Genomic DNA, 19958 nt, shown 5'->3' with positions numbered 1-19958 from the left:
GGCGAGCCTATTGCCCTACCGATAGGTAACACGAGCACGGCACCGCCAAGGAGGACCGGCCGGTCTTTGTAGGACGCGATAGGTTGCTCAAGTGAGAGAGATCGACTCAGACTTCACCGCGCTACCGTCGCGGGTGCTGGCCGACGCGGCGCTGTCCAGGGCGCGCGAACTCGGCGCGGAGCACGTCGACTTCCGCCTCGAGCGCATCCGTCACCAGACGCTGCGCCTGTCCGACGGCAACCTCGAGACGGCCATCGACGCCGACGACACCGGTTTCGCCGTCCGGGTGATCCTGAACGGCACCTGGGGATTCGCCTCGGGTATCGACCTGACCACGGACGCGGCCGTCCGGGTCGCCGAGCAGGCGGTCGAGGTCGCCAAGATCGCCGCGGCCATCAACCGCGAACGCATCGAGCTGGCCGCCGAGCCCGCGCACGGCGAGCGGGTCTGGATCTCCGCGTACGAGGTCGACCCGTTCGACGTCGCCGTACGCGACAAGACCGCGTTGCTGGCCGACTGGAGCGCCCGGCTGCTGCGCGACGACCGCGTCGCGCACGCCGACGCGTCGCTCCTGCAGGTCAAGGAGAACAAGTTCTACGCCGACACGGCTGGGACCGTCACGACGCAGCAGCGGGTGCGGCTGCACCCGGTGCTGACCGCCGTCGGCATCCGCGACGGCGCGTTCGACACGATGCGCACGCTCGCCCCGCCGGCCGGCCGCGGCTACGAGTACCTCACCGGCAGCGCGTGGGACTGGGACGACGAGCTGGCCCGCATCCCCGAGCTGCTGGCCGAGAAGCTCGCGGCGCCGTCGGTCGAGGCCGGGACGTACGACCTCGTCATCGACCCGTCGAACCTCTGGCTGACCATCCACGAGTCGATCGGGCACGCGACCGAGCTCGACCGGGCGCTCGGGTACGAGGCGGCCTACGCCGGCACGTCGTTCGCGACGCCCGACAAGCTCGGCAGCCTGCAGTACGGCTCCAAGGTCATGAACATCACCGGGGACCGCACCGCCGAGCACGGCCTGGCCACGATCGGCTACGACGACGAGGGCGTCGAGACGCAGCGCTGGGACATCGTCCGCGACGGCCTGTTCGTCGGCTACCAGCTGGACCGGCGGATCGCGCGGCTGACCGGGGCGGAGCGGTCCAACGGCTGCGCGTTCGCCGACTCGCCGTCGAGCATGCCGCTGCAGCGGATGGCGAACGTCTCGCTGCGGCCGGCCCCGGACGGCCCGTCCACCGAGGAGCTCATCGCCGGCGTCGAGCGCGGGCTCTACGTGGTCGGCGACAAGAGCTGGTCGATCGACATGCAGCGTTACAACTTCCAGTTCACCGGCCAGCGGTTCTTCAAGATCGAGAACGGCCGGCTCGCGGGCCAGGTGCGGGACGCCGCCTACCAGGCGACGACCACCGACTTCTGGAACTCGATGGAGGCCGTCGGCGGGCCGCAGACCTACGTCCTCGGCGGCGCGTTCAACTGCGGCAAGGGCCAGCCCGGCCAGGTCGCGCCGGTCAGCCACGGCACGCCCTCCGCGCTGTTCCGCGGCGTCAACATCCTCAACGCGGTGAAGGAGGCGGGCAAGTGACCACCCCGCAGGAGACGGTCGAGCGGGCGCTGTCGCTGTCGCGCACCGACGGCTGCGTCGTCATCGCCGACGAGTCCAGCGGCACGAACCTGCGCTGGGCGGGCAACACGCTGACCACCAACGGCGTCACCCGCTCCCGGCGGCTCACCGTCATCGCGATCAAGAACAAGGCCGAGGGCGTCTCGACGGGTGTCATGTCCCGTGCGGGAGTGACCGCGGACCAGGTCGAGGACCTGGTGCGCGCGGCCGAGCGCGCGGCGGCCGACAACGCCCCGGCCGAGGACGCCACCTCGCTGATCGAGGCGGCCGAGGCCGGTCCGAGCGGCCGCTGGGAGGACCCGCCGGCCGAGACGTCCATCGGCGTCTTCGAGGGCTTCGCGCCGTCGCTCGGGGAGGCGTTCGCCGCGGCGGAGGGGAACGCCCGCAGGCTGTACGGCTTCGCCGAACACTCGATGAACACCACCTTCCTCGGCACCTCGGCCGGACTGCGGCTCCGGTCCGACGAGCCGACCGGGAAGGTGGAGCTGAACGCCAAGTCCGACGACCTGTCCCGGTCCGCCTGGAACGGCGTCGGCACCCGGGACTTCCGCGACGTCGACGTCACGGCGCTCGCCGACGACCTCGCCCGGCGCCTCGAGTGGGGGCGGCGGCGGATCGACCTGCCCGCCGGCCGCTACGAGACGCTGCTGCCGCCCAGCGCGGTGGCCGACCTCATGGTCTACCTCTACTGGTCCGCCGGAGCCCGCGACGCGAACGACGGCCGTACCGTCTTCAGCAAGCCGGGCGGGGGCACCAGGGTCGGCGAGAGCCTGACCGACACGCCGGTCCGGCTGTACAGCGACCCGGCGGCGCCCGGCCTGGAGTGCACGCCGTTCGCGGTGGCGCACGCGTCCAGCCGTGACTCGTCGGCGTTCGACAACGGGGTCGCGCTCCGGTCGGTCGACTGGATCTCCGAGGGCCGGCTGTCCGCGCTGCTGCAGACCCGTCACTCTGCCGGGCTGACCGGCCTGCCGTTCACTCCCGGCGTCGACAACCTGCTGATGGAGGTGCCGGGCAGCGCGAAGACGCTCGACGAGATGATCGCGGGCACCCGTCGCGGGCTGCTGCTCACCTGCCTTTGGTACATCCGCGAGGTCGACCCGCAGTCGCTGCTGCTCACCGGCCTGACCCGCGACGGCGTGTACCTCGTCGAGGACGGCGAGGTCGTCGGTGAGGTGAACAACTTCCGGTTCAACGAGAGCCCGGTCGGCATGCTGGCCCGCATCGCGGAGGCCGGCGCGTCGCAGCGGACGCTCGGCCGCGAGTGGTCCGACTACTTCACCCGTACGGCGATGCCGCCGCTCCGGATCACCGACTTCAACATGTCGACGGTCAGCAAAGCCAACTAACGATCTACCCCGCCGACTATGTCCGTAACGTCGGCCGACCGCGCCCGAAAACGGTCGGCCGACTCGGACCGGTCGGCCGACCGACCGCTCAGCCGGCCGCCGGCGCTCCGGCCGCCGTACCGGGGCCCGTGGCCGTACGGGAGATCCAGCGCGATCCCGTACGGACCGGGAGCCGTACGCGAGACACAGGGGGCCGTACGAGGGCCCGGTGACCGTACGGGAGACCGGGGGTCGGTCCGTCGCCGTGTGCGGCGGGCGTGCCGCTCAGGCGTCCTCGAGGCGGAAGCCCACCTTGAGACCCACCTGGTAGTGGGCGACCTCGCCGTCGACGATCTGGCCGCGCACCTCGGTGACCTCGAACCAGTCCAGGTGCCGCAGCGTCTGCCCGGCCCGTCTGAGCGCGTTGCGGATCGCGGCGTCCACGCTGTCCGGTGAGGTGCCCACGATCTCCGTTACCCGGTATGTCCGGTCCGTCATGACAGTTCCTCCCGCGCCGCGATGAACCTGCTTTGATCCTCCTTCCCGCCCGCCGCACGCGCCATGCGATGCGAAGCGGGCGCCCCCGCCCGGCCACGTTGCCCGAGGTCGCCGGGCGACCCGGCGCGCGGTCTCGGGCGAGGTGTCGTACCGGATCGGCGCGCGGTCTCGGGCGGGGGCGTCGTACCGGACCGGCGCGGATCACCCGGGCACTTGCCCGGTTCCGCACGACGACTACCTTGGAGGTGTGAAGGTGAGACCGCCCCGGCGACATGAGCGGCCCGTGGTGTACACGGTGACGGACGCCCGCCGGCCCCTGTCCGAGGACATCGGCTACCGGGAGCGCCGCTACCTGCTCACGATGGGCGTGCGAGCGCTCTGCTTCCTGCTGAGCATCATCTTCGCCGTGACGCTTCCCGGCTCATGGCGGTTGCTGGCGATCGTCGCGCTGCTCGGCGCGGTGGTGTTGCCCTACGTCGCCGTCATCTTTGCGAACGGCGGCCGTGAGCCCGACTCGGCCTCTCGATTCACGCCGTACGAGCCAAACACCGTTGACCGAAAAGAGATTTCCGGCCCGCGCGACGAAATCGGCTCGTGACAATCTCTTGACTAACAGAGGGGGGGTTCGGTGTACGATTTGTTCCGGCGCTCTGGTCCCCCGTCGGAGCGCCCGTGCCGGTGTTCCGGGCCCCCGTCGGAACACCGATGATTGCGGCGCCGGGAGGATTGCCCCCGTATCCTCCCGGCGCCGCCACTTTTCTCCTCTTATTCAGTTCGCCGCCGACCTGGGCTGATTCCCGGTCGATCAGGGCGGCGAGCCGCCGACCTCCCGTGCACCGCCTGTCAGGCGTCGCGCCGCTTCAACAGAATCGCCGCGATCGCCAGCATGACGACGGTCCAGAGGCAGAAGACCCCGAACCCCTGCCACGGTGTCAGCAGGTCGCTCTTGCCCTGATGGGCCTGGGCGATCAGGTGGCCCGCCTCGGAGGGCAGGTACGCGTGGACGTGCTTGCCGATGCTGCCGGGCAGCAACTGGGTCAACGGGGCGAGGACCAGTACGAACCCGATCACTCCCGTGATGCCCGCCGCGGTGTGCCGGACGATCCCGCCGATCGCCAGCGCGAACAGCCCCAGCAGGGCGAGGTAGAGCCCGCCGCCGACGATGGCGCGCAGGACGCCCGGGTCGCTCAGCGACACCGGCACCTTGGAGTGGAGGATCGGCGCGCCGATGAAGAAGGAGGCGAACGACACCACCGTTCCGAGGACCAGGATCAGCAGGCCGAACACCGTCGCCTTGGCGGCGAGCATGGGCAGCCGCCGGGGCACCGCGAGGAGGCTGGCGCGGATCATCCCGGTGGAGTACTCCGAGGCCATCACCATGACGCCGAGCACGCAGACGGTGAGCTGGCTGAGGAAGAACCCGCTGCCGAGGATCGTGCTCGTCGGGTCGGCGGCCACGGACGCGCGTCCCGCCGGGTCGGTCTTGTCCCACTGCGCGGCGGTGACGGCCATGAACAGGGCGGTGAAGCCCAGGTCGAGGACGACCAGCAGGATCAGCGACCACACCGTCGAGCGCACGGAGCGGATCTTGGTCCACTCGCTCAGCAACAGGTGGTGGAAGCCCGGCCGGTGGTCGGCGGGAGCGGCCGGGCCGGCGGTCGCGCTGGCAGCGGTGGTCATCGCGGGTCTCCTTCGACGTGCGGGGCCGACGCCGCGCCGTACTCGACGCTCTCGCGGGTCAGCTCCATGAATGCCTCCTCCAGCGAGCCCCGCCGAGGGGTCAGCTCGTGCAGCACGAGGCCGCCTGCGGCGGCGAGCTCGCCGATGCGCGGAGCCTCCAGGTCGGACACGAGAAGGGCGCCGTCGCCGTCCAGAGTGGTCTTGCCGCCCTCCTCACCGATGACGGCGGCGAGCCGTTCGGCGTCCGGGCTGCGGACGACCACCTGCTGCTCGGTGCTGCGCTCGATGAACTCCTCCGTCGAGCAGTCCGCGATGAGCCGCCCCCGGCCGATGACGATGAGGTGCTCGGCGGTGACCGCCATCTCGTTCATCAGGTGGCTCGACACGAAGACGGTGCGCCCCTCGGCGGCGAGGTACTTCATCAGGTTGCGGATCCACAGGATCCCCTCGGGATCGAGGCCGTTGACCGGCTCGTCGAGGATCAGCACGGCCGGGTCGCCTAGCAGGGCCGCCGCGATGCCGAGCCGCTGGCCCATGCCCAGCGAGAAGCCGCCGGCGCGTTTGCGGGCGACCTCGTGGAGCCCGACCAGGTCGATGACCTCCTGGACGCGCTTGGAGCCGATGCCCTGGGTCTGGGCCAGGCACAGCAGGTGGTTGTAGGCGCTGCGGCCGGTGTGGACCGCCCGTGCCTCCAGCAGCGCGCCGACCACCGAGAGCGGCCGCGGCAGGTCCGGGTAGTGCCGGCCGGCGATGGTCGCGTCACCGCCGTCCGCGCGGTCGAGCCCGAGCAGCAGGCGCATCGTCGTCGACTTCCCGGCGCCGTTCGGCCCGAGGAACCCGGTGACCCTGCCGGGCTCGACGGTGAAGGACAGATCGTGCACGGCGACCTTGTCGCCGTAACGTTTGGTGAGGTTCTTCGCCTCGATCATCAGCAGATCCTGAGTTGGGGGAAAGGGGACGTGCGGTCGTTCACGTTAGACGCTGCGTCCGTGTCGGCGGATCCACCCTTCGTATCGATCCAGCATCGCCGACCGGCCATTTCCGGTGGCCGGTCGGCCGAACGGGGCGCATCCCTTCAGCGACCGCCCCGAACCGGTGGCCGGGTCCGACCGCCCCGCGGAGGCGACCCGACCGCCCCGCGCAGGCACCCCGACCGCCCCGCGCAGGCACCCCGACCGCCCCGGGCAGGCGACCCGACCGCCCCGCGCAGGCACCCCGGCCGCCCCGGGCAGGCGGCTCGGCCGCCCCGCGGAGGCTGCTCGGCCTTCTCGCGCGGAGGACTCGGACCGACGCGTATCGACGGGTCTGGGACGGGTAACGGAACCCCCATGAATCGGTCAACCCGTCGTACGGTCCTCGTCGCCGGGGCCGCCAACCTGGTGGTCGCCGCGACCAAACTGGCCGCCGGCCTGATCTCCGGTTCGAGCGCGATGCTCGCCGAGGCGGCCCACTCCCTCGCCGACACCCTCAACCAGGCGTTCCTGCTCGCGTCGCTGCGCAAGAGCAACCGGCCGCCGGACCGCGACCACCCGTTCGGCTACGGGCAGGAGCGCTACTTCTGGTCGCTGCTGGCGGCCTTCGGGATCTTCGTGGCGGGCGCCGGATTCTCCGTGTTCGAGGGCATCCTCGCGATGCTGCGGCCCCATGGGCACGAGGATCCGCTGATCGCGTACATCGTGCTGGCCGTCTCGTTCGTGGCCGAGGGGATCTCGTTCGCCCGTGCCGTCCACCAGATGCGGCAGGAGGCCGAGAACCAGGGCCGGGAGGTCCTGGACCACGTGCGCCGCAGCCCGGACATGACGGTCAAGGCGGCACTGTTCGAGGACACCGCCGCCGTCATCGGTCTCGTCCTCGCCGCGGGCGGCCTGCTCCTCACCCAGCTCACCGGCTCCTCGGTGTGGGACGGTGCCGCGTCCGTCGCCGTCGGCGTGCTGCTCATCGTCGTCGCGTACCGTCTCGGCCGCGACAGCCGGGACATGCTCATCGGCCACGCGGCCGACCCCGACGAGCAGCGGCTGATCGCCGAGGAGATCAATGCGACCGAGGGCGTCGACGACGTGGCCGAGCTGCTGACGATGCGGCTCGGGCCCGACCATCTCCTCATCGCGGCGCGGGCGAGCTTCGTCGACGACATCACCGCCGAGCAGGTCGAGGACATGGCCGAGGACATCGACCGGCGGGTCGGGGAACGACTGTCCGTGACCCCGCACGTGTTCATCGACCCGACGCGGCAGCGGTCCGCCGCGCAGCGTCCGGGTTTCGGGTCGGGCGAGCGGGTATACGGCCATTCGTGTTCCGACGAAGACGGCCAGGCGGCGCGGGCGGAGGACCCGGGCACGACGACCGGCCGGCCGGCCTGACGCCGTCTGTCGTCGAGTCGGCGGTGTGGTGGGCGGCCCTGTATGTGATCTACCTGGGGATCATCTCGACGGTCTCGGTGACCGAGCATCGCCGCGGGGACGCTGCTCAGCCGGTTTGAGACCCTCGACGAAGGCGAGCTGCACGGTCGCGGGCGCGCGATGCCGGTGTCCGGCGCGGTGTTCCTCATCGGCGGTCTGGGCCTGGCGGGAATGCCGCCCTCGGGGCTGTGGGCCGGCAAGACCGTGATGGACGAGGCCGCCGAGCGCGCGGGCTGGTGGTGGGCCGCGCCGGTCGGCGTGGTGGCGTCCGCGCTCACGGCGGGCGCGGTGCTGCGGGTGTGGCTCCGCGTGTTCCGCGGTGCCGGCCCGTCCGGCGGCGGCACGGCCGAGCATGAGGACACCGAGACCGGGCCGAGGTTGTCGCGCCCGCCCTGGACCATGGCCGCGCCGGCCGTCGTCCTCGCCGCGGGCGCCGTGGTGCTGGGCCTCGTGCCCGGGCTGGGCCGCGGCGTCTCGCACGCGGCGGGGATCTTCGTCGACCACGGCGGCTACGTCTCGGCGGTGCTGTCCGGCGGCGTCTGGCGCGCGGCATCCGTTCCGCTCCATCTGTGGACCACCGCCGGGCTCGCCGGCGGAGCGGCCGGCGTCGTGCCGGCGGCGGTGGTCGCGGGGCTCGGCCTCCGCTACCCGGTGCCGCGCCTCCTGCGGCCCGTGGTCGATCACCTGCGGGCGGCGCACTCCGGCCATGTCGGGGAGTACGCCGCGTGGCTCACCGCGGGGGTGGCGCTGTTCGGGCTGCTCCTGTTCACCGCCTGAGGGGTCCGGAGCCCGGCCAGCCGTCCAGCCCCGGGCCCGAATGATCGGTGAGGCCGGGCCGGGACCATCCGTGAAGCGGCGGGACGTCGGCCGGTTCGACGGACGGCCACACGGGCGTCGCCCGATTGGCCCGCTCGACCTTGGTGCCCAGGTCGTGGAGCATGGCGGTGTCGCAGGCGCCGGCCAGTCGCGGGAAGAGGTTCGTCTCCTCGTCCGCGAGATGCTCCTGGGTGGTCCCGAAGAGGCGGCGGAACACCTCGTCGAACCGCGCGTCCGACGGGTCGAGCCCGTCCAGCTCGTTGATCGTCTGCCGGGCCCGGGCATGGTCCGCGATCTTCTCCGCGGCGAGCCGGTCACCGTCCGGCACGTGGGCCCGGACCGCCGGATAGAGGTACATCTCCTCGGTCAGGGCGTGACGCATGAGCTCGGTGATCACGCTCGCCACGAAGTAGCGGCGCCGTCTGTCTCCGGGAGGAAGCGCGATGACGCGGACGAACATCTCCTTCACGCGGCGGTGATCCCTGGTGAGCACGTCGATGACGTCCCGGGATCCACGATCGGACGGCACGGTGCCTCCTCATCCGCCGATCCCCGGGACGAGCGACAGCCCCGCCCGCGCGGGATCGGCTGTCTGCTCAACCGTTTCGCCCCCGTTACCCGGACACCCACAACCCAAACAAATCACTACGAATACGTACAGTCAGGGTGAAGTGGATGAGCTGCGGCGCGGATCACGCCGCCGTGGGATCACGGCCGGTTCGCGGATCCGCCAGACTGGGAAGGTGACCGCCGCCGAACCCCTCCAGTGCTCCGCCAAGGGCTGCCGGGCCGACGCCCGGTGGGCACTGCGCTGGAACAACCCGAAGATCCACGATGCCGACCGGCGCAAGGTCTGGCTGGCCTGCGACGACCACAAGGAACACCTGAGCACCTTCCTGGCACGCCGCGGCTTCCTGCGCGACACCGTCCCGGTCGACGACATCCGCTAGACCCGCCGTCGGACCTACGCCTGCTCACCCCTGACGAGAGCGGCACCCGCAGGGGCGTCCCCCTTCTCCTCCGCTCTTCTGGACAGCCGACGGCCGAGGCGTTGCACCGGCGCCTCGACGAAACGCTGCGTCATCCAGCTCAGGGCCACGAGCACGGGGACGAAGGCGATCAACAGCGGGACGCTGCCGTGTTCCGGGCGATCCGGACCGCCGCCGAAGGCCACGCGGAAGACGGCGAGAAGAACCGGATGCAACAGGTACAGCGAATAACTGATCCTGCCGAGGCCGCTCAGCCACTGCGGTATCCGACGATGGCGCAGTGCCATGGCCAGGCAGAACGTCATCGCCGCCGCCACGATGGCGGTGCACCAACCGCGTTGCAGCGAGATGTCCTCGCGATAGATGTTCCATACGCCGGTGAGCACCGTCGCCAACAGCACGACGCCGATGGCCGATATGGCGGCGCGGTGATCGATCTGTCCCTTCTCGGCCCGATGGATCGCCGTGCCGGTGAACATGACCGCCAGGATGGCCAGTCCCTCCGCCGGACTCACCCGGCCGTTCACCGCCACGAGGACGATGGCCAGCGCGCCCCCCAGTACGGCACCGGTGACCGAGCTCCGCGAAGCGAGGGCGATCGTCCCCGCCGCCAGCAGGGCGACGAGCAGCACGATCATGTCGTTGTACCGGGACCCGGACAACGCCGCGGTGGGAAGCACACCGCCCAACGTCAGACTCGCCATCGAGAAGACGAGGGCGATCGTCATTGAGCGGCGATGAATTCTGACGGCGAAGAAGGCCACCACCAGCAGATAGAACGCCATCTCATAAGAGAGGGTCCATAGCACGTTCAACACATTGGGCACCGCGAGCAGATCCTGCAGCATCGTGGCGTGCGCGATCGTCGCGGTCAGGCCGTTCGGCCCTCCCCTGCTCCGGTACAGGCCGGCGGTCATCAGCCCGAGCGTTACGCCGCAGGCGACGGTCCACAGCGGATAGATCCGGAAGACCCTGCTGATCCAGAACCGCCGTACGCTGCCGTCCCGTTCCAGCGACACAGGCACGATGTAGCCGCTGACCAGGAAGAACACCATGACGCCGTAAGTACCCGCGTCGAACCAGCCGAGGACCGCCTGCCGTACTCCGGGAAGGTAGTCATAGGACGCATGGTGCAGGGCCACCGTCAGCGCCGCCACCCCGCGGAGCGCGTCCAGCCACGCGAGGCGGGGACGCCGAACCGTATACGGGGAGACCGGCGCGGCGATATCTCCACGGCTGGAACCCGCCCCGATAAGGGAACTCAACAACTCTCCCGGCATTTCCGACGAAATCGTTCGGGGAGCCTACCGGTCCACCGCATGCGGCGCGGCGCGAAAAGATCAAGCGCGGCGTGAGCGGGATCGACGCGGCCGCCATGGAACGGGCGCAGGCGGGAACACGACCTGCGTGAGCCCTGGGAGACGAACGCCGCGGCCGGCGCGGTTCCGGCGGTTCGCGCGGCCGGTCCGGCCGAGGTGGTCCGCACGGCCTGCGGTCGCGCCCCGGGAGGGCGCCGTCACGGCGGCCGTCTTCCTGCTCGCGCTGGGTTCCGGGGCGGCCGACGCGTTCAGCTTCGTCGCGCTCGGCGCCGTGTTCACGAGCGTCATGACCGGAAACCTCGTACTGCTCGGCGTCGCCGTCGTCCACACCGACGCCGGCGGCGCCGTACGCTCCGTGGTGTCCATCACGGCGTACGCCACCGGGGTGCTCGGCGCCGCGTCGTGGCTGCGGGACACGTCGCCCGCGGATCCCGGGCCGTGGCCCGATCGGGTCGTCGCCGCGCTGACCGTCGTGCCCGTGGCACAGGCCGCCGTGCTCGCCGGCTGGCTCGCCGCGGCGGCCCGGCCCGGCACCGCCCCGCAGGTCGCCCTGATCGCCGGGGCCGCCGCGGCGATGGGCGTGCAGAGCACGGCGGTCAACACACTCGCGGTGAGCGGGGCCGCGACCACCTACCTCACCGGAACGCTGACCTCGCTCATGACCGAGACGGCGACCACCGGATCACCGCTCACCATGCGCCGGCGCGCGGCGGTGCTGACGGCGGCTCTGGGCGGTGCCGCGCTGGAGGCGGTGCTCCTGACCTGGGTACGCCCGGTCGCCCCCGCGCTGCCGTTGCTCGCCGCCCTCACGGTCGTGGCGGCCATGACCGTCGGCCGCGCCGTGCCCCGTCCCCGGCGGTCGTGAGAGCAGAACTCCCCGTCGTGGCGGTCGCGGGGACCGGCGTCCTCGTCCCGGCGGTCGTGCGGCTACGACGGCCGGCCCTCCCGGTGCGCGGGCCACTCGGTGGCGAGTTCGGTGATACGGGCCGCCGCGTCCCGGGCGGGCTCGCCACGGCCCACGGCCAGGCCGAGCAGGTAGGCCGTCAGAGGAGCGGCGGGCCGGGCCACCCCGTGCGCGACGTCGCGGGCGAGGTCGAGGACCAGGTCACGGTCGACCTCCGCGCGGTCGATACCGAGCTCCGCGCAGGCCGTGTCGAGCCACTCCTCAAGCATCGTTCTCCTCGATCAGCCGGGACGCCTGGACGACGTCGTCCTCCGTGTCACAGTCGTACCACGCGGGCGGGCGGCTCCCGGCGGCCCGTACGCGGGCCGGGTCGAGCGGTGCCATCAGCCCGCGCAGCGACGCGCCGGGATACTCGACCAAGGCGTCGCGCAGGGCCGAAGTCCGCCACACCCCGGTCAGCCACTGAGGATGCTCCTCGTCGTCGACGTACACGGCCCCGGCCCGGCCACGAGCCCGACGGTGCAGCGCGCCGACGTCATCGGCGGTGAGGAACGGCAGATCGGCGGCGAGCACGGCCACCCAGGGCGCCGCCACCCGCGCCAGCCCGGCGCACAGGGCGGGCACCGGCCCGGCCCCCGGCGGCTCCTCCCGGACGACGATCGCGGCGGGCAGTTCGGGACGGTCCGGCCCCACGAGCACGATGCGCCGCGCGTTCGTCACGGCCGCGCCGACGCGCTCCACCAGCGCCCGCCCGCCGACGAGCAGACCGGGCTTGTCGGCACCGCGCAACCGCGACGCGGCCCCGCCGGCGAGGATCACGGCGTCGTACGCGTCATCCGTCGTCATGCGCGCTCTTGCCGCTCTCCCGCTCGTACGCGCTGAGGTTCTGCTCGAGGGCCTTCATCAGCTCCCAGACCTGACTCGGCGGGATCCGTACGCGGGACACCACCTGGGCGGGGACGTGGACGTACGAGGTGCCGCTCTCGGTGTCCTGCATCACCTCAGGGGGACGCACCGCGGTGGAGAAGTCGATGACGAACGAGTCCTGGGTGCGCCACACCGACGCGAACCCGGCGTACGCCCCCACCTCATGGTCGGGCGGAACGGTGATCTCGACCCGGTGTTCCTGCGGCTGTTCGGTCACGCGTCCTTTCTACCCGCCGATCGCGGACATCGGACGGGCGGGCTGCAGGAAGCCGACGTCGTCGATGCCGTGCCCCGCGCGCTTGGCCGCGACCGCGGCCGTCCAGCGCTCGGCGAGGTCGTCGTCCGAGGCGCCGGAGCGCAGCGCGGCGCGCAGGTCGGACTCCTCGCGCGCGAACAGGCAGTTGCGGATCTGGCCGTCCGCGGTGAGCCGGACCCGGTCGCAGGCCCCGCAGAACGGCCGGGTGACCGAGCCGATGACGCCGACCCGCGCGGGGCCGCCGTCGACGAGGAACGTCTCGGCCGGGGCGCTGCCGCGTGCGGCGGCGTCGTCCGGCACGAGCGTGAACTCCGCCGTGAGCCGGTCGAGGATCTCGTCGGCCGTGACCATGTCGTCCCGGCGCCAGCCGTGCTGGGCGTCGAGCGGCATCTGCTCGATGAAGCGCAGCTCGTAGCCCTGCTCCAGGCAGAAGCGCAGCAGCGACGAGGCCTCGTGGTCGTTGACGTCGCGCATCAGCACGGTGTTCACCTTCACCGGCCGCAGCCCGGCGCGCTGCGCGGCGGCGAGGCCGGCGAGGACGTCCGGCAGGCGGTCCCGGTGCGAGAGGCGCACGAAGGTGTCCCCGTCGAGGGTGTCGAGGGAGACGTTCACCCGGTCGAGGCCGGCCTCGCGCAGCGGCCCGGCCAGCCGGGCCAGCCCGATGGCGTTCGTGGTCAGCGAGACCTGCGGGCGCGGGCGCAGCGCGGTGGTGCGGGCCACGATGTCGACCAGCCCCCTGCGGAGCAGTGGCTCGCCTCCGGTGTAGCGGACCTCGGTGATGCCGAGGCGCTCGACGCCCACCCGTACGAGCCGGACGACCTCGTCGTCGGTGAGCAGCTCCGGTTTGGGCAGCCACTCGAGGCCTTCGGGGGGCATGCAGTAAGAGCAACGCAGGTTGCAGCGGTCGGTCAGGGACACGCGAAGGTCGGTCGCCACTCGGCCGAACCCGTCCACCAGCAAGGACGACCCCCTCTGTCGATGCGGACACTCCAGCCTATGCCGTCGCACCGACGATCCGCGCGCCCCCGATCGGGCCCTCCGCTCATCGCGGCCTTGACGCGACTTGTCACGAAACGGCGCCTCGTACCGTGGATTTAGATGATCATGGCCTTGGACGGGCGTTCCGTCCCTCCCGCGCGCAGCGGGAGCCACGCTCAACGGAGAGTGAGGGTCACCCAAGGTGAAACTCAGCACCACGCTCGCGATGACCGGCGTCGCCGGTGCCATCGCCGTGGCCGGCCTGGCCGCGCCGGCACAGGCCGCGACGCCGACGGCGAAGGCGCCGGCCTGCTCGGTCGCCAAGAACCGTCTGGTCCTCCAGTTCGCCCACGGCTACGTCGAGGGCAAGAAGGTCGACCAGCCGCTGTCGATCAGCACGAAGGGCAAGAAGACCTGCCTGCTCAGCGGCCGGCCGATCGTACGGCTGCTGAACAAGAAGCACAAGGTCATCGGCGTCTACAAGGGCGCCAAGGGCCAGGCCCTGGTCGGGCCCGGGCGGGAGGCGGTGTTCGACCTGACCTTCACGACGGGCGGCAAGCACCCCGTCCACCCGGCGTACGTCCGCGTCACGGTGTCGCCCAAGGCCGGGACGTTCGGCCCCGTCAAGTGGAACTCCAACACCCCGAGCTCCAAGATCAAGGTCGGCGCCATCAAGCCCTGGCTGGACTGACCGGCCCCCGCGCCGTCGCGTCACCGTAGGTCCGCGTCCCATCGAAGTCGCGTACCGAAGGCTCGGTGACCGCGAGTGCGAAAGGGACGAAGACCGCGGACCAGCAACTCCACCGCGGTTTCCCCGAGCTTTCGGTCCCCCGCAGGTTGGATCCGGCCGGTCAGGCCCAGCGGCCTGAGATGAGGCGACGCCGGAGCCGTCCCCGCTTACCCGGCGGGGACGGCTCAGCGGCCTCCGGTGAGCCCCCTCACCAGCCGGCGGCAACGGTTCGATCCGTGTCTGGGCGGGTCAAGGCCGCCGGGCGCACGGTTTGGGGAAACCATTGCGCGACGCGCGACTGGAATGCGGCCCAGGGGGCAGGGCCGTCGTTGACACACCTCCGGTAGTGAAGGAGAGCACCTCCCCTGCCCCTGTAGATCCGTCCACCAGGGAGGAGCGGCAGGATGCTGGAAGCTCACGACATCCGCGAATGGCGCGGCCACGACGTGGTGGACGCGAACCGCAAGAAGATCGGCAAGTTGGAAGCCGTGTACGTCGACACCCGCACGGATCAGCCCTCGTTCGCCACCGTCCGGGTCGGCCTGCCCACCCGTTATCGGCTGGTGTTCGTACCCTTGGCCGACGCCACGGTCGGTCCTGGCTACATCCGCATCGCCCGCACCCGCGGCCAGGTCAAGGACGCTCCGTCGATCGACATCGACGGAGAACTGCTCGCCGGCGACGAGGAAGCCGTCTTCGCCCACTACGAGCTGCCCTATCAGGCGGAGCCGACGGAGCGGTGGCTCGCTCGGCGGTAGGCCAACGCCGGTTCCGCATCCCGTCTTCACGCCTCAAGGCCGCACCGCGGCACTCTCACCACCGACAAGGACGGCGATCGTCCCCTGCCGGCGACGCACCGGCCTCCGGCGTGCGCACCGAATGCTCGGTAACCGCAATCGCGAAGAGGACGAAGACCGCGGACGAGCGACTCCACCAGGTCTTCGCCGAGACTTCGGTCCGCCGCGCTCTCGATCCGCCCGGTCAAGCCCATGGGCATCGGGCGACGTGACGCCGGAGCCGTCCCCACCTCCCCGGTGGGGACGGCTCGACGGCTCCCGGGGAGCCCTGGCGCCCGCCGGGCCGTGGCCCGGCGGGGCCCTGTCAACCCTTCACGCAGATCAGCTGGCGCAGGTGGGCGACGACCTCGACCAGGTCGGACTGCGCCTCGATCACCGACTCGATGTCCTTGTACGCGCCCGGGATCTCGTCGATCACCCCTGAGTCCTTCCGGCACTCGACGCCCTTGGTCTGCTCGATGAGGTCGTCCACGGTGAACGAGCGCTTCGCCTGGTTGCGGCTCATCCTCCGGCCCGCGCCGTGCGACGCGGAGTTGAACGCCTTCTCGTTGCCGAGCCCGCGCACGATGTACGTGCCGGTCGCCATCGAGCCCGGGATGATCCCAAGGTCGCCGTCGCCCGCGCGGATGGCGCCCTTACGGGTGACGAGGACTTCGACGTCGTCGTAGACCTCCTCCGCCACGTAGTTGTGGTGGCAGGAGATGATGTCGTCCCAGCGGACCCGCGTGCCCGCGAAGAACCGGGTGACGACGTTCTGGGTGAGGGCCATCATCACGGCGCGGTTGCGCCGCGCGTAGTCCTGCGCCCAGAACAGGTCCCGGCGGTACTCCTCCATCTTCCGCGTGCCGCTGAGGAAGACCGCCAGGTCGCGGTCGGGCAGGTCCTGGTTGTGCGGGAGCCGCATCGCGGCCTCGATGTGGTGCTCCGCCAGCTCCTTGCCGATGTTGCGGGAGCCGGAGTGCAGCACGATCCAGACCGAGCCCTCGTCGTCGGCGCACACCTCCAGGAAGTGGTTGCCCGAACCGAGCGTGCCCAGCTGCGAGGTCGCCTTGCCCCGGCGGGACCGCGCGACCGGCGCCAGCTCGTCGTACCGCTTCCAGAACTCGTACCAGCCGCGTTCCTTCAGCCCGGGGACCGCCGAGGGGTCGATCGGCGTCTTGTGCGCGCCACGCCCCACCGGAACGGCCTTCTCGATCTTCGCCCGCAGGCGGCCGAGGTCGTCGGGCAGGTCCGCGACGGTGAGGCTGGACTTGACCGCGGTCATCCCGCAGCCGATGTCCACGCCCACCGCGGCCGGCGCCACGGCGTCGCGCATCGCGATCACGGAGCCGACCGTCGCGCCCTTCCCGTAGTGCACGTCGGGCATGACCGCGACGCCGTGCACCCACGGCAGGCTCGAGACGTTGCGCAGTTGGTCGAGCGCGACCGTCTCGACGTCGGCCGGGTCGGTCCACATCCGGATCGGAACGTGGCCGCCCTTCATCGTGCGGTACGGCATCACCATCTCCTCTCCAGATCATCGGTGAGCCGGGTCTATGACGCCAGAAAGGCGGTGCCCCGTTCAACCGATTTAATCCCCGATGGGCCGTACGCGACGCCGGTCCCCGGTGCGTTCGGTGAGGCCGCGCCGGTCGAGGTGTTCCAGCAGGGGGACGGCGACCCGCCGGCTGGTGCCGAGCGCGCGGCGGGCCTCGCTCACCGTGAAGGGCTGCGGCAGCCCGGCCAGCAGGCGCGCGGCGCCGGTGTCCGCGCCGGGTAGCAGGACGATGCCATCGGCGATCTTGAGGAGCGCGCCCGCGCGTACGGCGGCGGCCAGGGCGCGGCCGGTGAGGCCCAGCTCCGCGAGGCGGCCGGCCTCCGGGGCGCGGAACGGATCCTTCTCCAGTTCGTCGCGCAGTCGCCGCACCGCGCCGGCCACCGGCGCCGGGATGGTCGCCGCGGCGGGGCCGCGGACCCGGCCCCCGTCCAGGCGGAGCGGGGGGTGGGCCAGCGCGTCCACCAGTCGCCGGTCGGGCAGGTCCAGCAGGGCGCGCGCCGCCTCGACCGGGAGGCCTGGGTCGAGCGGGTCGGCGGCGTCGTGGCGCTCCACCGCCTCGGCCAGCAGGCGGCGCAACTCCGTCCAGCGCTCCGGATCGGCCAGCCAGTCACCGGCGACCGGCTCGGCCGCCGCGGCGACGCCCATGGCGAGGAGGTCGGGGACCCGGATCAGGCCGTGGCGACGCAGCAGCGCCTCGGCGTCCGGAACGCCGGCCGCCAGCTCGCGGGCGCGGTCGGCCGCGGCGCCCCGCCGCCGCAGCGCCGGGGGCCGTACGTCGAGGACGGTCACTCCGGCGACGCGCCGGGCGCCGGGTTCGCGCAGGAGCGCGCGGTCCCCGATGTGCAGCGGCAGCGGCCGGGTCAGCGCCAGCCGTGCCGTGTCCTCCCCGAGCGGACGCAGGCGGACGGGGACGGCGGCGGAGCCGATGTGCAGCACCGGCTCGCGAGGCAGCGCGGACGTCTCGGCGCCGTGCACGCGCACGTCGACGAGGCCGGTGACGGTCCACTCGTCGCTCGTCAGCGCCATGCCGCGGGCGACCTCGTCGCGGTCGACGCCGCGCAGGTTGATCGCGACGCGGGAGACGGCGGAGACGGTCTCGGCGGTCTCCTTGAGCGTCTGCAGGGCCCGGACGCGTACGGGACGGCCGTCGAGCCGCAGCTCGGCACCGACCCGGATCGTCCCGGCGGGCAGGGTGCCGGTGACCACCGTGCCGCTGCCCTTGATCGTGAACGCCCGGTCGACCCAGACCCGTACGGGCGCCGTCGCGTCGGGCGCGGGCAGCCGCGCGACGAGCCGGTCGAGGGCGTCTCGCAGCGCGGGCAGGCCCGCGCCGGTGGCGCCGCTCACCGTGACCGTCTCGACCCGGCCCAGGCCGGTACGGGCGATCTCGGCCGCCGCCTCGTCGCGGGCGGCGGCGGGGTCGGCGAGGTCGGCGCGGGTGACGACGAGCAGGCCGTGGCGGACGCCGAGGGCGTCGATCGCCGCGAGGTGCTCGGCGGACTGCGGCATCCAGCCCTCGTCGGCGGCGACCACGAACATCACCGCGGGCACCGGGCCGATCCCGGCCAGCATCGTGGTGACGAACCGCTCGTGGCCCGGCACGTCGACGAGCGCGATCCGGTCTCCCGACGGCAACGTCGTCCAGGCGTACCCGAGGCCGATGGTCATGCCGCGGCGGCGTTCCTCGGCCCAGCGGTCCGGCTCCATCCCGGTCAGCGCCCGTACGAGCGTGGACTTGCCGTGGTCGACGTGGCCGGCGGTGGCGATCACGTGCACGGGCGCTCCTCCCCAGCCGCGACCGCCCGCTCGATCCGCCGGACGAACTCGGCGTCGTCGAGGTCGGCGGGGAGGGTGCGCAGATCCAGGAGCAGCCGGCCGGACTCCAGCCGCCCGACGACGCCGGACGCGCGGAGCGGGACGGCGTACGACGCGGGCAGGCTGACGGCCGCGCTGGACAGCTCGACGCCGGGCGCTCCCCCGCCGCCGACGCGGGCGGTCGACTCGACGGCCAGCGCGTCATGCTCGGGAAGCCGCTTGGCGAGCCGCTCGGCCCGCTGCCGCAGGGCTCGGACGTCGGTGTGCAGGGCCTCCTCGGTGGGCGTACGGGGACCTCGGACGGTGGCCTCGAGCGCCGCGAGGGTCAGCTTGTCGACGCGGAGCGCGCGGGCGAGAGGGTGGCGCCGCAGGCGTTCGATCAGGTCGGCGCGGCCGAGGAGCACACCGGCCTGCGGGCCGCCCAGCAGCTTGTCGCCGCTGGCGGTGACGAGGTCGGCGCCCTCCCGCAGAACGGTGGCGGCGTCCGGCTCATCGGGCAGGACCGGATCCGGGGCGAGCAGCCCGGAGCCGATGTCGACGACGACCGCGACGCCGAGCCGGGCGAGCTCGCGCACCGGCGCCTGCGCGGTGAAGCCCTCGATCCGGAAGTTGGAGGGGTGGACCTTCAGCACGAACCCGGTCTCGGGGCCGAGCGCGGCCGCGTAGTCGGCGGCGGTCGTGCGGTTGGTCGTACCGACCTCGCGGAGCCGCGCGCCGGTCGAGACGAGCAGGTCGGGGAGACGGAAACCGTCCCCGATCTCCACCATCTCGCCGCGGCTGATGACGATCTCCCGGTCGCGGGCGAGGGCGGTGGCGGCCAGGACGAGGGCGGCGGCGTTGTTGTTGACCACGTGGACCGCCTCGGCCGCCGGGCACGCCTCCGCGAGGGCCGCCAGGGCGCCGCGGCCACGCCGGCTCCGGCGCCCCGTGGCCAGGTCGTACTCCACGTCCGTGCAGCCGCCGGCGGCGAGCACCGCCTCGCGGGCGGCCGCGGACAGCGGCGCGCGGCCCAGGTTGGTGTGCAGGAGGACGCCCGTCGCGTTGATCACCGGCCGCAGCGTCGCGGCGTGCGCCGGCAGAGACGCCAGAGCCTCGTCGGCGACGCCTTCGGGAGCGATCTGACCGCGCCGCGCGCGCTCCTGCGCCGCCGCGACGGCCGACTTCACGATGCCGCGCCCCAGCCGCAGGACCGCCTCGGCGAGCCTCGGGTCGGCGAGCACGGTGTCCGTACGCGGCACCCGGCGTCGAGAGTCCATGGCAGAAACCTATGACCAGCCCGGCCCGGGACGCCAAGGCGGCTCGGCCCGAGTCCGCGCCGCGCCGGCCGCGGCGCGGACGTCCGGCATCCGCCGAGG

Annotated in this window: 21 protein-coding genes; 9 read left to right on the top strand and 12 right to left on the bottom strand. The window is 72.3% G+C overall.

Translation table 11 applies throughout. The features are described 5' to 3' along the window. Positions 1–91: 91 nt before the first annotated feature. Both AB0K82_RS18390 and AB0K82_RS18385 read left to right on the top strand, forming a co-directional pair. On the top strand, positions 92–1591 hold the full coding sequence (locus tag AB0K82_RS18390; protein ID WP_364398274.1) for a TldD/PmbA family protein: 1500 nt from the start codon (positions 92–94) through the stop codon (positions 1589–1591). Next, positions 1588–2979, top strand: coding sequence for a metallopeptidase TldD-related protein (locus AB0K82_RS18385; protein ID WP_364398273.1), 1392 nt, complete (start codon positions 1588–1590; stop codon positions 2977–2979). The genes AB0K82_RS18390 and AB0K82_RS18385 overlap by 4 nt, the downstream gene beginning before the upstream one ends. Positions 2980–3243: 264 nt before the next feature. Here the strand turns inward: AB0K82_RS18385 and AB0K82_RS18380 are convergent, their stop codons facing one another. Beyond that, complete coding sequence (locus AB0K82_RS18380; RefSeq protein WP_364398271.1) at positions 3244–3456, bottom strand: dodecin; 213 nt, start codon at positions 3454–3456, stop codon at positions 3244–3246. 283 nt (positions 3457–3739) lie between these two features. Between AB0K82_RS18380 and AB0K82_RS18375 the strand changes: the two genes are divergently transcribed. After that, entirely contained in the window at positions 3740–4054 is a 315-nt protein-coding gene (locus AB0K82_RS18375; protein ID WP_364398270.1) for a DUF3099 domain-containing protein, read from the top strand. Positions 4055–4299: 245 nt separating this feature from the next. Here AB0K82_RS18375 and AB0K82_RS18370 read toward each other — a convergent pair whose 3' ends face one another. Then, on the bottom strand, positions 4300–5136 hold the full coding sequence (locus AB0K82_RS18370) for an ABC transporter permease (protein ID WP_364398268.1): 837 nt from the start codon (positions 5134–5136) through the stop codon (positions 4300–4302). Beyond that, the gene (locus AB0K82_RS18365) at positions 5133–6065 is read right to left on the bottom strand and encodes an ATP-binding cassette domain-containing protein (RefSeq protein WP_364398266.1); all 933 of its coding nucleotides are present in this window, start codon (positions 6063–6065) and stop codon (positions 5133–5135) included. Before AB0K82_RS18365 ends, AB0K82_RS18370 begins: the two co-directional genes overlap by 4 nt. A 399-nt stretch (positions 6066–6464) precedes the next feature. Between AB0K82_RS18365 and AB0K82_RS18360 the strand changes: the two genes are divergently transcribed. Beyond that, positions 6465–7496, top strand: a complete 1032-nt coding sequence (locus AB0K82_RS18360) for a cation diffusion facilitator family transporter (protein WP_364398264.1) — start codon at positions 6465–6467, stop codon at positions 7494–7496. 159 nt (positions 7497–7655) lie between these two features. Continuing rightward, complete coding sequence (locus tag AB0K82_RS18355) at positions 7656–8312, top strand: hypothetical protein (protein ID WP_364398262.1); 657 nt, start codon at positions 7656–7658, stop codon at positions 8310–8312. Here the strand turns inward: AB0K82_RS18355 and AB0K82_RS18350 are convergent. Further along, the gene (locus AB0K82_RS18350) at positions 8302–8880 is read right to left on the bottom strand and encodes a hemerythrin domain-containing protein (RefSeq protein ID WP_364398260.1); all 579 of its coding nucleotides are present in this window, start codon (positions 8878–8880) and stop codon (positions 8302–8304) included. The genes AB0K82_RS18355 and AB0K82_RS18350 overlap by 11 nt on opposite strands. Positions 8881–9094: 214 nt before the next feature. Between AB0K82_RS18350 and AB0K82_RS18345 the strand changes: the two genes are divergently transcribed. Then, on the top strand, positions 9095–9301 hold the full coding sequence (locus AB0K82_RS18345; RefSeq protein WP_364398259.1) for a hypothetical protein: 207 nt from the start codon (positions 9095–9097) through the stop codon (positions 9299–9301). A gap of 14 nt (positions 9302–9315) precedes the next feature. Here AB0K82_RS18345 and AB0K82_RS18340 read toward each other — a convergent pair whose 3' ends face one another. Then, a complete protein-coding gene (locus AB0K82_RS18340) occupies positions 9316–10605 on the bottom strand; it encodes an acyltransferase (protein ID WP_364398258.1) in 1290 nt (429 codons plus the stop codon). 142 nt (positions 10606–10747) lie between these two features. Here AB0K82_RS18340 and AB0K82_RS18335 point away from each other — a divergent pair, with 142 nt between their 5' ends. Next, positions 10748–11524 carry a YoaK family protein gene (locus tag AB0K82_RS18335; RefSeq protein ID WP_364398256.1) on the top strand — a complete coding sequence of 259 codons (777 nt, stop codon included), beginning with the start codon at positions 10748–10750 and terminating at the stop codon, positions 11522–11524. Between the two features lie 62 nt (positions 11525–11586). Here AB0K82_RS18335 and AB0K82_RS18330 read toward each other — a convergent pair whose 3' ends face one another. Genes AB0K82_RS18330 through moaA form a run of 4 tightly spaced genes read right to left on the bottom strand, consistent with a single transcriptional unit; the run spans position 11587 to position 13706 of the window. After that, positions 11587–11832 (bottom strand): DUF6457 domain-containing protein, encoded by a 246-nt coding sequence (locus tag AB0K82_RS18330; RefSeq protein WP_364398255.1) that lies wholly within the window; start codon positions 11830–11832, stop codon positions 11587–11589. Continuing rightward, complete coding sequence (locus tag AB0K82_RS18325; protein ID WP_364398253.1) at positions 11825–12409, bottom strand: molybdenum cofactor guanylyltransferase; 585 nt, start codon at positions 12407–12409, stop codon at positions 11825–11827. The genes AB0K82_RS18330 and AB0K82_RS18325 overlap by 8 nt, the downstream gene beginning before the upstream one ends. Next, a complete protein-coding gene (locus tag AB0K82_RS18320) occupies positions 12396–12707 on the bottom strand; it encodes a DUF3467 domain-containing protein (protein ID WP_364398251.1) in 312 nt (103 codons plus the stop codon). The genes AB0K82_RS18325 and AB0K82_RS18320 overlap by 14 nt, the downstream gene beginning before the upstream one ends. Positions 12708–12716: 9 nt before the next feature. Next, positions 12717–13706: a GTP 3',8-cyclase MoaA gene (gene moaA, locus AB0K82_RS18315; RefSeq protein ID WP_364398249.1), complete on the bottom strand. Its 990-nt coding sequence runs from the start codon at positions 13704–13706 to the stop codon at positions 12717–12719. Between the two features lie 220 nt (positions 13707–13926). Between moaA and AB0K82_RS18310 the strand changes: the two genes are divergently transcribed. Both AB0K82_RS18310 and AB0K82_RS18305 read left to right on the top strand, forming a co-directional pair. Then, positions 13927–14415: a DUF4232 domain-containing protein gene (locus AB0K82_RS18310; protein WP_364398247.1), complete on the top strand. Its 489-nt coding sequence runs from the start codon at positions 13927–13929 to the stop codon at positions 14413–14415. Positions 14416–14858: 443 nt separating this feature from the next. Next, a complete protein-coding gene (locus AB0K82_RS18305) occupies positions 14859–15212 on the top strand; it encodes a PRC-barrel domain-containing protein (protein ID WP_364398245.1) in 354 nt (117 codons plus the stop codon). Between the two features lie 343 nt (positions 15213–15555). Here the strand turns inward: AB0K82_RS18305 and AB0K82_RS18300 are convergent, their stop codons facing one another. The 3 genes from AB0K82_RS18300 to selA form a co-directional block, all read right to left on the bottom strand. Further along, complete coding sequence (locus AB0K82_RS18300; protein WP_364398243.1) at positions 15556–16749, bottom strand: RtcB family protein; 1194 nt, start codon at positions 16747–16749, stop codon at positions 15556–15558. A 72-nt stretch (positions 16750–16821) separates the two neighbouring features. Then, a complete protein-coding gene (gene selB, locus AB0K82_RS18295; protein ID WP_364398241.1) occupies positions 16822–18564 on the bottom strand; it encodes a selenocysteine-specific translation elongation factor in 1743 nt (580 codons plus the stop codon). Further along, a complete protein-coding gene (gene selA / locus AB0K82_RS18290; RefSeq protein WP_364398239.1) occupies positions 18555–19859 on the bottom strand; it encodes an L-seryl-tRNA(Sec) selenium transferase in 1305 nt (434 codons plus the stop codon). The genes selB and selA overlap by 10 nt, the downstream gene beginning before the upstream one ends. Positions 19860–19958: the final 99 nt, after the last annotated feature.

The organism is Actinoallomurus sp. NPDC052274, assembly GCF_040679475.1.
In the GTDB taxonomy this organism is placed as follows: Bacteria; Actinomycetota; Actinomycetes; order Streptosporangiales; family Streptosporangiaceae; genus Actinoallomurus; species Actinoallomurus liliacearum.
The sequence above is the reverse complement of the archived record's forward strand: the minus strand, read 5'-3'. Positions and strand labels throughout refer to the sequence as shown.

Excerpts from the sequence above, each read along its gene's own strand:
- AB0K82_RS18365 (WP_364398266.1), bottom strand. The coding sequence starts at position 6,065 with ATGATCGAGGCGAAGAACCTCACCAAACGTTACGGCGACAAGGTCGCC.
- AB0K82_RS18355 (WP_364398262.1), top strand. The coding sequence starts at position 7,656 with ATGCCGGTGTCCGGCGCGGTGTTCCTCATCGGCGGTCTGGGCCTGGCG.
- AB0K82_RS18325 (WP_364398253.1), bottom strand. The coding sequence starts at position 12,409 with ATGACGACGGATGACGCGTACGACGCCGTGATCCTCGCCGGCGGGGCC.
- AB0K82_RS18330 (WP_364398255.1), bottom strand. The coding sequence starts at position 11,832 with ATGCTTGAGGAGTGGCTCGACACGGCCTGCGCGGAGCTCGGTATCGAC.
- AB0K82_RS18360 (WP_364398264.1), top strand. The coding sequence starts at position 6,465 with ATGAATCGGTCAACCCGTCGTACGGTCCTCGTCGCCGGGGCCGCCAAC.
- AB0K82_RS18370 (WP_364398268.1), bottom strand. The coding sequence starts at position 5,136 with ATGACCACCGCTGCCAGCGCGACCGCCGGCCCGGCCGCTCCCGCCGAC.
- AB0K82_RS18380 (WP_364398271.1), bottom strand. The coding sequence starts at position 3,456 with ATGACGGACCGGACATACCGGGTAACGGAGATCGTGGGCACCTCACCG.
- AB0K82_RS18305 (WP_364398245.1), top strand. The coding sequence starts at position 14,859 with ATGCTGGAAGCTCACGACATCCGCGAATGGCGCGGCCACGACGTGGTG.
- selA (WP_364398239.1), bottom strand. The coding sequence starts at position 19,859 with ATGGACTCTCGACGCCGGGTGCCGCGTACGGACACCGTGCTCGCCGAC.
- AB0K82_RS18300 (WP_364398243.1), bottom strand. The coding sequence starts at position 16,749 with ATGCCGTACCGCACGATGAAGGGCGGCCACGTTCCGATCCGGATGTGG.